This is a genomic window from Bradyrhizobium sp. S3.7.6 (genome assembly GCF_054061875.1).
The window spans coordinates 4,028,906-4,039,172 of record NZ_JBSSEQ010000001.1; the positions used below are offsets into that span (position 1 = coordinate 4,028,906).

General features: G+C 63.4%; 18 protein-coding genes. 16 read left to right on the forward strand and 2 right to left on the reverse strand.

Annotated features, from left to right (window positions below; genetic code table 11):
* Positions 1-154: 154 nt before the first annotated feature.
* From ACVJ5M_RS19150 to ACVJ5M_RS19225, 16 genes are all read left to right on the forward strand, one after another.
* Positions 155-1,087, forward strand: a complete 933-nt coding sequence (locus ACVJ5M_RS19150; RefSeq protein ID WP_354076501.1) for a PD-(D/E)XK nuclease-like domain-containing protein — start codon at positions 155-157, stop codon at positions 1,085-1,087.
* Positions 1,084-1,398, forward strand: a complete 315-nt coding sequence (locus tag ACVJ5M_RS19155) for a hypothetical protein (RefSeq protein ID WP_354076503.1) — start codon at positions 1,084-1,086, stop codon at positions 1,396-1,398. The genes ACVJ5M_RS19150 and ACVJ5M_RS19155 overlap by 4 nt, the downstream gene beginning before the upstream one ends.
* A complete protein-coding gene (locus ACVJ5M_RS19160) occupies positions 1,395-2,363 on the forward strand; it encodes a hypothetical protein (protein ID WP_354076505.1) in 969 nt (322 codons plus the stop codon). Before ACVJ5M_RS19155 ends, ACVJ5M_RS19160 begins: the two co-directional genes overlap by 4 nt.
* Positions 2,360-2,707, forward strand: coding sequence for a hypothetical protein (locus ACVJ5M_RS19165; protein ID WP_354076507.1), 348 nt, complete (start codon positions 2,360-2,362; stop codon positions 2,705-2,707). The genes ACVJ5M_RS19160 and ACVJ5M_RS19165 overlap by 4 nt, the downstream gene beginning before the upstream one ends.
* Positions 2,708-2,724: 17 nt before the next feature.
* Positions 2,725-2,955, forward strand: a complete 231-nt coding sequence (locus ACVJ5M_RS19170) for a hypothetical protein (protein WP_085398701.1) — start codon at positions 2,725-2,727, stop codon at positions 2,953-2,955.
* Positions 2,956-3,054: 99 nt separating this feature from the next.
* Complete coding sequence (locus ACVJ5M_RS19175; RefSeq protein WP_354076510.1) at positions 3,055-3,426, forward strand: HNH endonuclease; 372 nt, start codon at positions 3,055-3,057, stop codon at positions 3,424-3,426.
* A complete protein-coding gene (locus tag ACVJ5M_RS19180) occupies positions 3,423-4,136 on the forward strand; it encodes a hypothetical protein (protein ID WP_085398699.1) in 714 nt (237 codons plus the stop codon). The genes ACVJ5M_RS19175 and ACVJ5M_RS19180 overlap by 4 nt, the downstream gene beginning before the upstream one ends.
* Complete coding sequence (locus tag ACVJ5M_RS19185) at positions 4,133-4,291, forward strand: hypothetical protein (RefSeq protein WP_354076512.1); 159 nt, start codon at positions 4,133-4,135, stop codon at positions 4,289-4,291. Before ACVJ5M_RS19180 ends, ACVJ5M_RS19185 begins: the two co-directional genes overlap by 4 nt.
* A complete protein-coding gene (locus tag ACVJ5M_RS19190) occupies positions 4,288-4,497 on the forward strand; it encodes a hypothetical protein (protein WP_354076514.1) in 210 nt (69 codons plus the stop codon). Before ACVJ5M_RS19185 ends, ACVJ5M_RS19190 begins: the two co-directional genes overlap by 4 nt.
* Entirely contained in the window at positions 4,490-4,753 is a 264-nt protein-coding gene (locus tag ACVJ5M_RS19195) for a hypothetical protein (RefSeq protein WP_354100277.1), read from the forward strand. The genes ACVJ5M_RS19190 and ACVJ5M_RS19195 overlap by 8 nt, the downstream gene beginning before the upstream one ends.
* Complete coding sequence (locus ACVJ5M_RS19200) at positions 4,750-4,911, forward strand: hypothetical protein (RefSeq protein WP_354076516.1); 162 nt, start codon at positions 4,750-4,752, stop codon at positions 4,909-4,911. The genes ACVJ5M_RS19195 and ACVJ5M_RS19200 overlap by 4 nt, the downstream gene beginning before the upstream one ends.
* A 553-nt stretch (positions 4,912-5,464) precedes the next feature.
* Positions 5,465-5,737, forward strand: coding sequence for a helix-turn-helix transcriptional regulator (locus ACVJ5M_RS19205; protein WP_354097527.1), 273 nt, complete (start codon positions 5,465-5,467; stop codon positions 5,735-5,737).
* Positions 5,709-6,929, forward strand: coding sequence for a tyrosine-type recombinase/integrase (locus ACVJ5M_RS19210; protein WP_456679372.1), 1,221 nt, complete (start codon positions 5,709-5,711; stop codon positions 6,927-6,929). Before ACVJ5M_RS19205 ends, ACVJ5M_RS19210 begins: the two co-directional genes overlap by 29 nt.
* 196 nt (positions 6,930-7,125) lie before the next feature.
* A complete protein-coding gene (locus tag ACVJ5M_RS19215; RefSeq protein WP_014494286.1) occupies positions 7,126-7,455 on the forward strand; it encodes a DUF6949 family protein in 330 nt (109 codons plus the stop codon).
* An 80-nt stretch (positions 7,456-7,535) separates the two neighbouring features.
* Positions 7,536-8,066 carry a gamma carbonic anhydrase family protein gene (locus ACVJ5M_RS19220; protein WP_166342424.1) on the forward strand — a complete coding sequence of 177 codons (531 nt, stop codon included), beginning with the start codon at positions 7,536-7,538 and terminating at the stop codon, positions 8,064-8,066.
* Between the two features lie 206 nt (positions 8,067-8,272).
* Positions 8,273-8,635, forward strand: coding sequence for a hypothetical protein (locus tag ACVJ5M_RS19225; protein ID WP_354097529.1), 363 nt, complete (start codon positions 8,273-8,275; stop codon positions 8,633-8,635).
* Positions 8,636-8,856: 221 nt separating this feature from the next.
* Here ACVJ5M_RS19225 and ACVJ5M_RS19230 read toward each other — a convergent pair whose 3' ends face one another.
* Positions 8,857-9,348: a hypothetical protein gene (locus ACVJ5M_RS19230; protein ID WP_166342423.1), complete on the reverse strand. Its 492-nt coding sequence runs from the start codon at positions 9,346-9,348 to the stop codon at positions 8,857-8,859.
* A 177-nt stretch (positions 9,349-9,525) separates the two neighbouring features.
* Complete coding sequence (locus ACVJ5M_RS19235; RefSeq protein WP_166353239.1) at positions 9,526-10,257, reverse strand: aspartate/glutamate racemase family protein; 732 nt, start codon at positions 10,255-10,257, stop codon at positions 9,526-9,528.
* Positions 10,258-10,267 lie beyond the last annotated feature (10 nt).

Consider the following 10,267-nt stretch of genomic DNA (forward strand, 5'->3'; position numbering starts at 1 on the left):
TTGCTACCATTGCGAGGTCGCTCGCCGCTGCGCTTCTGCCCACCTGGGAACGGCGGAATGCGGAGATGGCGGAGAAGAAAAAGATCGAGGCGCTGCAAGCGGAATTGTGCGCCGAGTACCACGCCGAGACCATCGAAGCGCTGAAGGTGATCGCATGATCGAGGTGATCCGATGGAATGGCGAGCCGATCTCGCAGCCGGGCATCTACAGCGGCATTCCGAACGACACCTACCATCGCGCCGACATCTGCGTCGGGCCGTCCGTTTCGTCGACCACGCTGCGGGCGATCAGCACGAAATCGCCAGCGCACGCCTACGCGCAGTCCCCGCTCAACCCCAACCGCGCCGAGCCGAAGGAGAGCGAGGCGATGAGCCTGGGCAGCGCCCTGCATTGGGTGGTCGCGCGCGAGCCGGGCTTCGGCGACCGCTTCGTGATCCGGCCCGAGACGTTCAGGGGATCGAAGTGGAATGGCAACCGGCACGACTGCCAGCATCAACTGCAGCGCTGGAAGCGCGACGGCAAGACCGTGCTGACCGAGAAGAACGTCGAGCAGATGACGGGCATGGCGGCATCGCTTGGGCTGCACCCGCTGATCCGCGCGGGCATCCTGCGCGGGCTGCTGGAGCATTCGATGTTCTGGAAGGACAAGGCGACCGGGCTGTGGATCAAGACCAGGCCCGATGCGATCCCGAATGACAGCGGCGACTTTGCCGACCTGAAGACCACGCAGTCGGTGATGTACCGCGATCTGCAGATGAGCATCGTTGATTACGCCTACCATCAGCAGGGCGCGCTGATCCTCGAAGGGGCACGCGAGGTTGGTCTCGAAGGCAATTCGTTCACGCTGGTCTGGGTCGAGAGCGCGCCGCCCTATGCGGTGCGGGTGACGCAACTGAAGGACGAAGATTTGGCGCGCGGGCACCGGCAGAATGTCGCAGCCATGCGCATCATTGCCGATTGCCTTGCATCCGGCGTCTGGCCCGGTCCTGGCGATGGCCATGACGATGCCGAGTACATCGATCTGCCCGACTGGAAGCGGACGCAGATCGATGAGCGGCTGAAATACGATCTGCGGGAGGCGGCATGAGCGACGTTCCGCGCGCCTTCCGCGAGCTAGGCGAGCTGATCGCCTATGCCGAGATGTCCGACACGTTGCGGGCGCGGCTGGTCCTTGTCCGATCGTGGCTGCCGCGTCAGCGCTCGATCCGCCGCGCGCCGATCAGCTCAGTGAAGCTGACGCCATCGGTGAAGCAGCGCATTCACGACATCAAGGTCGCAAACCCGAAGCTGAGTGAGCAAGAGATTGCGGTGATGGTCAACGTCAACGCGGGGCGGGTTTCCGAAACACTGACCGGCAAGCGCGGCAGGCGGTTTGCCATTGAAGGGTACGGCGCATGACTGACACCACCACCATGGAAGACCCTGGCCGCGTGACCCGGCGCGATCTGGCCGAGGGCAGGATCGAGAAGGTGCTGTCGCCGGAGCGCACCTCGCTGATCCCGATGAACGACGTGATGGGCGGGCTGAAGTTCGAGAACGCCTTCCAGCTCGCCGAAGCCGCCAAGCTGATGGCGACCGCAGGCCCGATCCTGCCGCCATGGCTGCAGGGGAATGTCGGTGGCTGCTGGGCGGTGCTGCTGCGCTCGCAGGAGATCGGCATCTCCGCGTTGGCGCTGGCGCAGATGATGTACGTCACCGAGAAGCACGGCGTGCAACGCGTCGGCTATGACAGCGTGTACTTCCGCACCATGGTCGAGAAGTTTGCGCCGATCAAAGCGCGGCTGGCGGCCCGCTATGAGGGCGAGGGCGATGATCTGGTGTGCATCGTCTCTGCCACCTTCAAGGGCGAGACGGAGCCGCGCCAGTTTCCGCCCGTTGGCACTGAGAAGGAATTCACGCTGGGCAAGCTGCGCCCGGAGCGCAATGAGCGCGGGCAGATCAAGGGCTCGCCGTTGTGGGAAGACAAGCCCGCCCTGCAGATGTTCTACGCCATGAGCCGCGACTGGGCGCGGATGTACTGCGCCGACATCGTGGCCGGTGCCTATTCGCGCGAGGAGCTGGTCGGCGCGGGTTACACCGAAGTGGTTGAGGTTACGCGGCCCAGCGACCTGCCACCGCGCCTGCGCGAGCGGCTGCGCGGGCCGGATGCACTTGCGACCGACATGACCGCTGACATCGACGCTGCGATCAGGTCGGCGCGCGTGGAAGAGAACCCCGAACACAAGAGGTCCGGCAAGACCATTCCTGCCGGTCAAGCGGCGGATGAGGTGATGCCATCCGCCGAGGACGCGTCGTCGCCTCCGCCCCCAGCCCACGGCGACGGCGCGGCCACCATCGATCAACCCAAGGAGCAGAACCGGTGAACCTCGCCAACGAAATCTCCTCGATGGAAACCGAACTGCAATCGCTGCGGTCGGAGAACGAAGTGCTGAAGCACAACAAGGCGATCATCGAATTCGAGAACGAGAGCCTGCGGCGTGCGCTCGCCAAGACCCAGGCGGATCGCGACAATTACATGCGGCGCGCGGAGGCGATCAAAAGCCTGCTCGATCAGACCGGAGCCAATCTCGTGAGCGGGATCAACAAGTACCACGAGAGCGAGCGGGAATTGCAGGAGCGGCAGCTCGCCGCCGAGGATGACGCGGCGTTGCCGATGTTCCTGACCAACGGCAGCGGCGAGCGCACCGACGCGGCGAAAGCGAACTGAAACCAGGAGCTGTGCGCATGAAGGACCATCCATTCTATGAGGTCGCCCGCGAGGCCGAGACCTGGGCAAAAGCGGGCCACACCGTCTTCCAGAAATTCACCTGCGCGGGGTGCGGCTCGCGCCAGACGATGGGGCAGCCGAACAAATTCTTCCATTTCGGGCAGTGCGAGGCGTGCGGCGCGGAAACCGATCTCAGGGCGCGCGGCTGCAACTACGCGGTGATCGCCAGCATCGCGACGGCGCACTGATGATCAGCACCGCGCTCTATTGGCTGATGATCTGGTGCCTGCCGAGCATGATGCTGGTCGCGCTTCTGCTGTGGCATCGCGGTATTGGGGCAAGTGACGATGCGTACCGTTCCAGAATGGATTGGCAAGACTGACGACACGCCGGTCCCGCCGCACGTTCGCGTGCGGGTGTTCGAGCGGTTCAACGGCGTCTGCTGCGAATGCGGCGTCAAGATCAGAGGGCGTCGCTGGGTCTGCGATCACCGCAAGGCGATCGTCAACGGCGGCGAGAACCGCGAGAGCAATCTCGGGCCGATCCATGAGGCGTGCGACCGCGCGGTGAAGACGCCGCGCGATGTCGCCGAGAAGGGCATCAACAACCGGGTGCGGATGAAGCATCTCGGGATCAAGAAACGCAAAGGGCGCCCGATGCCAGGATCACGCGACAGCGGCATCAAGATGAAAATCGGCGGCGGATGGGAGTGGCGATGAGCAGCGTGCAGAACCAAGTCGCGGAATTGTTTGGCGTGACGAGGGTGCCTTATGGCGACAACGGGCAGTTTGTGCGCGGCGTCAGCGTCACCTGCGGTCATTGCGGCGCGGTCGAGAACGTTCCTGCCAACAATTTGCGGAACGGGGCCGGTGATGACGTGGAAGTCCAGCTTCTGAAGCGCAAGCTGGAAACGCGCGGCTGGAAGACCGGGAGCAAGCCCGCTCAGCATCGATGCCCGAAATGCTTTTCATCGATCAAGGCCACCGCCGCCCGGCGTGCGTCCGAGAATAGTGCCGCGGCCACCAACGGAGAAACGCCCGTGTCAGTCACGCCCATCAAGTCGCTCAAGGATGTTGCCGCGCGCATGTTGGGGCGTGAGGACCGCCGGATCATTTTTGAAAAACTCAACGAGGTCTACGTCAACGACAAGGTCGGCTATGGCGCGGGCTGGACCGATGAAAAGGTCGCGAACGACCTCGGCGTGCCGCGCGCGTGGGTCAAGCTGATCCGCGACGAGAATTTCGGCGACGAAGTGGCCAATGAGGAAATCAGGCAGAAGCTCGCGGAGGCATCGAAGCTGCTCGACGAGGTCAAGAAAACGACCGCGCAAGCGGAGGCGATCGTGACTGACCTGAAGCGGCTGAACCACGAGGCCGAGCATATCGGGAAGGCGCTCGACACGATCCGCAAGGCGCTGGGCGGGGGATGAAGAGGGCACAGCAGACCAAGCGCGAACGACTGCACCAAATCCTGGGGCTGTTCGGCGACGGGCTGATCACGCGGGAGCAGTTCGAGACGATGATGAAGCAACACGACCTGACCGACGATGACATCGACCGGTATTGCAGGGGCGTATTGAAGTGATCAACAAGCCGACATCTCGCGAGATCGAGGACGTCATTTACCACATCCAAGCGACCCGCGACCGATGGCAGGGCAATGCGGGCTATGCCCACTGCCTGGACATCGAGCTGCATGCGCTGCGGCTGCTGCTGTTCACCACGCGGATCGTCGAGGAGGAAGTCGACATTGCCGCACACCTTGGCATGGGAGGGACCGCTGATGCATGAACCAACATTGACGCCGCGCGCCCTGCTGCACGCGATCCTCGGCGAGGTGGCGCGCAAGTATGCCATCGCCCCGGAGGCGATCATGGAGCGCCCCGTCACTCATGCGCCCGGCGTCGTCCAGGCCCGCGTTGAGGTCGCCACCCGGCTGCTCGCGCGCGGCATCCCGAAAGTCCAGATCGCGAGGATGATGAAGCTGCATGGCAACATCGTGCGGGTTTATCTCGCCGGGCATAGCAAGGAGGGCGTGCCGTCATGAGCAAGGTTGGACCAAAGGAAGCTGAGCTGCGCGCGAAGCGTGAGGCGCGGGTCGAAGCCAACAAGCGGCTGATCGACACCCAGAGCAAGGTCAAGATCGAGGCGATCGGCAAGGTGACCAACATCAAGGCATCGAAGCGCGGTGGGCGCGGGCGGTGAAGGATTGGCATCGACTGCGATGCGGGCGGCGGCGTCAGTGTCACCTGCTGGTGCAAGTGCGCCACGCCGGACGAGATTGACGACCTCATCGCGTGGCTCAAGCTCGCCAAGACCGTCATGGAAAAATGGGAAGCAATCAGAAAGGGAGAACCGACATGAAAATTCCAAAGGGCACTGACATCCGCGTTGAGACCGGCGGCGAGGTGACGCCTTGGTGGTGATCGCGGCGGTGATGTGCAGCTCCCCATCGCGCTTCTCACCCTCCAGCAGCTCGGCGCACTGCCGGATCGCGGCGGCCAATTCTTTCGCCTGCGTCGGTGGTCTGTGTGAGGATGAGGCCGATGCGGCGCCGATTGGGTTCAGCCAAGGCCGCCCAGGATAGAGGGGTTGACGGGCCGTGTGGGGGATTTGTCCGGGTTTGGGGCAGGCGCCCCCGCGGCCCTTAAAGCGCGGTTCTAAGGCCATGAAATGATTGCGTTTTTCGAGCGTTTTTAGTCGTCGTCCGAGGCGGGGTTCCCGCGTAAATTGAGGGGTGCGTTCGATGGGGAAAAAGTTGGCGGATGGTCTGTCATACCCGCCGCGCGCAATGCGGGCAGTGCAAGCAGCGGCTTATCTCTCGATCTCGACCAGCAAGTTCTACGAGATGGTGCAAGACGAGAAGATGCCGCCCCCGGTGAAGGTGGGTAACGCCTCGCTCTGGGATCGGCTCGAACTCGATGCGGCCTTCGACAATCTGAAGGACGAGCCGGGAAGTGAGAGTTCGCTGCTGCGGCGCCTGCGTGAGCTTGAGGACGAAGATGCAAAAGGTCGAAATAAAACGTGCTGACTACCTCTACAGGAAGGTCGTGAAGGGGCGGCCTTATCTGTATTTCCGAATGCCGAAGGAGTTCGGCGGCAAATTGTTCCCGCTGCCGATAGATGAGGCGTCGGCGGAGTTCAAGCGGCAGTATGACGCTTGCGCCGAAAAGTTGCGCAGGATGCAGATCGAGGCCAGTCCTCCCGAGCCGCCCAAGCCCAGGCCTGAGAAGGTCGCCAAGGCAAAGACAGGCATCATCAGTCAGGCGATCGGGATTTATCGCAACTCGCAGGCCTTCAAGAAAAAGAAGAAAGCGACGCACGACGTTTACATCCCGCTCCTCGAAAAGATGAAAGTGAGGATCGGCAATGAGCCGCTGCGCGAGATGACCAGAAAAGCCGCTCAACGTTTCGTCAATGGCATCTTCGAGAAGGACGGCAGGGGCTCGATGTCTGATCTCTACCTCACCCTGATTTCGAATATCTGGGTCGCGGTGCGGGAGAATGAAGAGTTCGGCATCAGCGACCTGTCGAACCCGACGGTGGAGATCGAACGAAAGCACAGCACATCAGACAGCGTGCCTCACCTGATCTGGCCCGAGGACGTTCAGGAAAAATTCGACGCGACGGCGCCGGACAATCTGCGGCTTGCTCGCCGACTGCTTCACTTCACGACGCAGCGTGGCGGCGACGCCATCAAGATCAAGTGGTCGCATTATGACGGGAAAGGCATCTACGTCTGGCCCGAGAAGACGACGAAGAAGGGCGTCATCGCGGAGCCCAACTATCACCTGTTGCCAGACGAGCTGATCCAGGAGCTTGATGCGGCGAAGGAGGTGGCGGCCGCCGCCGATTTCAAATCGGAGTACGTCCTCGTTAACAAGTGGGGATGCTCTTGGACCAGGGCTCGGTCATTGAGCATTGCGATCAAGGCGCATCTGGTGAGGATCGGGGCCCGGAAGAAGCGACAAAAGAAGGGCTTCACCATGCATGGCCTGCGGCATACCGGCGCTTGCGAAATCTCGCTTCTCCCTGGCGTTGGGGTGAAGGGGATCAAGTCGCAGACTGGGCACAAGACCGACAGGCTCGCGCTCTACTATGCGGAGCAAGCGGAGAAGCGTCGGGCGAACGAGATGATGATCGCGGCCTGGAATGAGGAGCGGGCGCGTAAGGCCCAAGAGAAGCTCCGGCATCGTCGGGCCAGCATCTCGGTCGTGAAGTAGCCCCAACTCCGCCCCAGGCAATCGACCGCCCGGCGGATCAACACGGAAGCAATGGGACGGAAGTGGGAAACCACCCCCCGGGAAGTCATTGAAATCACTAGATCCCGCGTTAACCTTCCCTTAAGGATAATGTAGCGTTAACCGGCACTCTTTGTCACAGGAAGGCTCCGGCGTTGCGTAAGGGCGGACCGTTCCGATGACACCTGAAGCCTTCAATTCTCTGTTCTCGATCTGCATCGGTTTCGCGCTCGCGGGCGCGCTCGTGAACGGATACCAGGCGTTTGCGCAGCGGCCGGCGGGCTTCGGCCTGTTGCAGGACGGCGTGGCGCCGAAGACGTTTGCCGCGGTTCCGTTCCTGGTGTTCGCGGCGCCCTTCATCATCATGCGCAACACGCTGCGCGGCATGCGGGTGGAAAGCCGCCGCGTCGAATTCGTGATGATGGCGACCGTCATCGCCGGCTTCTGGAGCATGATGAGCGGCACCTTCTTCCTGATGACGCTACGCGCCGCCGGCGTTCTGGTCTGACAGAGCTGCGTGGCGCGGCGGCCCTTTGCCTCCGCGTCGCCGTTTCGCTATGGCTGGGGTCGACGCGACAGGAGAACCCCATGGCGATCTACGAGCTCGACGGACAGGCACCCGATCTTCCCGCCGACGGGAATTACTTCATCGCCGAGACCGCGACCGTGATCGGCCGCGTGCGCCTGAAGCCGGGTGCGAGCGTCTGGTTCGGCGCCGTGCTGCGCGGCGACAATGAATGGATCGAGATCGGCGATGGCGCCAATGTGCAGGATGGCTCGACCTGCCACACCGACCTCGGCTTCCCCATGGTCATCGGCAAGAATTGCACCGTCGGCCACAACGTCATCCTGCACGGCTGCACGATCGAGGAGGGTGCGCTCGTCGGAATGGGCTCGATCGTGATGAATGGCGCGAAGATCGGCCGCAACAGCATCGTCGGCGCGGGCTCGGTCATCACCGAGGGCAAGGAATTTCCCGAACGCTCCTTGATCATCGGCTCACCCGCGCGCGTGATCCGCACGCTCGACGACGCCCAGGTGCAGAAGATGGGGAGTGCGGCGAGGTTCTACGTGGCCAACGGCCCGCGCTTCAAGAAAGGCCTGAAGCGGATCGGCTGAAAATAGCCGTGGGCCGCCGAGAAGATGGCGGCCGCCGCATAGCGGTCCGCGCGCGCAGCGCGTCAGCTTCCTCCGGATTCACATGCTTCGATCGCGGCTGCTGATGCTCGCGCGGAAGTGAGACAGTGAGGCTGTCAGGAAGGCGCGGGTGACGTTAGCTTGGTCCCGCTTTGAGCGTGGAACGTCTCCACGCGGAGGATCGAGTGATGTTACGCAAGATGATGATGGCGGCGCTGGCCGTCGCGGCAGTCGGCTTGTCGGCGCCGCAGGCGGCTGAGGCGCGGGGCGGTTTCGGTCATGGCGGCGGCGGCTGGGGCCATGGTGGCGGTTGGGGCCATGGCGGTCACTGGCGTGGCGGCGGCTTCTGGCCCGGAGTGGCGATCGGGGCAGGTCTCGCCGGCGCCAGCTACTATGGCGGCTATTACGGCTACGGCTACCCCTATTACGGCGATCCCTATTACTCTGGTACCGGCTACGACGATGGCGGTTATGGCGGCTGCTATGTCGCGCGGAAGCGTGTCATGACGCCGTCGGGCTGGCGTGTCCGCCGCGTGGATGTCTGCGAATAGCGGCCACGAGGCTCAGCCAGACTAGGAAGCCAGATCTGCCAAAAGACTGGACCCACTAAAGAACAAGGCCGTTGACGCAGTATACCGTCAACGACCTTGCCAGCCCCGGACATTGAAATCGGCTCACGCCATCCGGTAACCGCGAGCATGGCGCGGAATCATACGGGGGAATGTGATCCAGTTCACATGTGGAAAAATTTAAGTCGCGGACCCTGACCCGGCTAGCCGCGCGAGCGCTTGCGGGCGCTGGCGTGGACACGGCGCGACGGTTTCCTGCGGGTAACCGAGGGTGTCTCCGCCTCCGTGGCCCGGGCGCTGGCAAAGGACTGCCGAAGGCTGTCGATGGACTCGTTCAGCGTCGTGACCTGCTCGGACAGTCGCTTGGTGTCGGCCTGCTGGAATGCGAGCAGCTTCTTCACCGTCTGGAGCTGGTCCTGCACGACCTGGAGCTGGTCGATCGATTCCTGCTGGGTCGCCTCGAGACCCTTGGTCTTCTCGACGAGTTGCTCGGAGGCCTGGGCCGTGCGGGCCTGGAGCTGCCGCGACGCCACCACCCGGTCGGTCTCGGGAGTTGCGCCGGTATAGGCGCGCCAGATCGCGATCGAGCTCACGCCCGCGATGAGGAGCAGGAGGGCTGCGGCGGTCAGCGCGATCGGCTGGGCGCCAAGGCGAAGGAGGGGATTGGACGGCCTGTCCTGGGCGAGATCGATCATCGCTGACAAAACCCAAATTGAAACTTGGTGAGTGGCGAAGTGCGGCAACCAGAGGTCGCCGGGACGTCCCGAAAGTGTTACCATTCGGCAACAAATGGGACCAAAAAGAGGCTAACGGGAAAAAACCAGCAATCAGCTGGTCTTGGGACCCCTCAAGGTCCTCGAAAAGAGCCGGGATCAAGGCTGGAACGGCGAAAACGGTCCGGAATAGGTCTTCGAGCGCGGCGCCGCATAGGGCCCGAGTCGGGAGGTTTTCAGTCCCAGCCGCACCAGTGATTCTGCCAGCGTGACCGCCGCTACGACGCCGTCGACCACGGGCAGGCCATGTGTGGCGGCGAGTTCGGCGGCGAGGTCAGCCATGCCGGCGCAGCCGAGCACGATGGCTTCCGCCCGATCGTCGCGGACCGCGGCGGTGATCTCCGCGGAGATCTTGCCGAGAGCATCAGCATTGCGCTCCTCGAGCGCGAGCACCGGGACCTCGGCGGCGCGGACGCGAGCGCAGCGCTCGGCGAGACCGTATTTCCGCAAATTATGCTCGATCGGCACGATCGAGACACCGAGGGTCGTCACCACGGCAAAACGCGCCGCGATCAGGCTCGCCATGTGGAAGCCGGCTTCCCCGATGCCGATCACCGGCGCTTTCGCGGCGGCACGCGCGGCGTCGAGGCCGGTGTCGTCGAAGCAGGCGATGATGTGGGCGTCGGCGCCGTCGCGGTCGGCGTCGCGGATGCAGCCGAGCATGCCGGGCACGGCGAAGGCTTCGTCGTAAAAGCCCTCGATCGAGACCGGGCCCATCGCGGGCTGGCGCGCATCGATCAAAGTGTCGGGCAGGGCGACGCTGCGTGCCGCAGCGGCGATCTTCGCCGTCATCGACGCGGTGGTGTTGGGATTGACGACGTGCAGCCGCATCAGTTCAGAC

Bases quoted from the DNA above. Each gene is read 5' to 3' on its own strand.
- ACVJ5M_RS19175 (WP_354076510.1), top strand. From the start codon at position 3,055: ATGCGTACCGTTCCAGAATGGATTGGCAAGACTGACGACACGCCGGTC.
- ACVJ5M_RS19180 (WP_085398699.1), top strand. From the start codon at position 3,423: ATGAGCAGCGTGCAGAACCAAGTCGCGGAATTGTTTGGCGTGACGAGG.
- ACVJ5M_RS19225 (WP_354097529.1), top strand. From the start codon at position 8,273: ATGTTACGCAAGATGATGATGGCGGCGCTGGCCGTCGCGGCAGTCGGC.
- ACVJ5M_RS19150 (WP_354076501.1), top strand. From the start codon at position 155: ATGATCGAGGTGATCCGATGGAATGGCGAGCCGATCTCGCAGCCGGGC.
- ACVJ5M_RS19155 (WP_354076503.1), top strand. From the start codon at position 1,084: ATGAGCGACGTTCCGCGCGCCTTCCGCGAGCTAGGCGAGCTGATCGCC.
- ACVJ5M_RS19210 (WP_456679372.1), top strand. From the start codon at position 5,709: ATGCAAAAGGTCGAAATAAAACGTGCTGACTACCTCTACAGGAAGGTC.
- ACVJ5M_RS19195 (WP_354100277.1), top strand. From the start codon at position 4,490: ATGCATGAACCAACATTGACGCCGCGCGCCCTGCTGCACGCGATCCTC.
- ACVJ5M_RS19160 (WP_354076505.1), top strand. From the start codon at position 1,395: ATGACTGACACCACCACCATGGAAGACCCTGGCCGCGTGACCCGGCGC.
- ACVJ5M_RS19170 (WP_085398701.1), top strand. From the start codon at position 2,725: ATGAAGGACCATCCATTCTATGAGGTCGCCCGCGAGGCCGAGACCTGG.
- ACVJ5M_RS19230 (WP_166342423.1), bottom strand. From the start codon at position 9,348: ATGATCGATCTCGCCCAGGACAGGCCGTCCAATCCCCTCCTTCGCCTT.
- ACVJ5M_RS19215 (WP_014494286.1), top strand. From the start codon at position 7,126: ATGACACCTGAAGCCTTCAATTCTCTGTTCTCGATCTGCATCGGTTTC.
- ACVJ5M_RS19220 (WP_166342424.1), top strand. From the start codon at position 7,536: ATGGCGATCTACGAGCTCGACGGACAGGCACCCGATCTTCCCGCCGAC.
- ACVJ5M_RS19185 (WP_354076512.1), top strand. From the start codon at position 4,133: ATGAAGAGGGCACAGCAGACCAAGCGCGAACGACTGCACCAAATCCTG.
- ACVJ5M_RS19200 (WP_354076516.1), top strand. From the start codon at position 4,750: ATGAGCAAGGTTGGACCAAAGGAAGCTGAGCTGCGCGCGAAGCGTGAG.
- ACVJ5M_RS19235 (WP_166353239.1), bottom strand. From the start codon at position 10,257: ATGCGGCTGCACGTCGTCAATCCCAACACCACCGCGTCGATGACGGCG.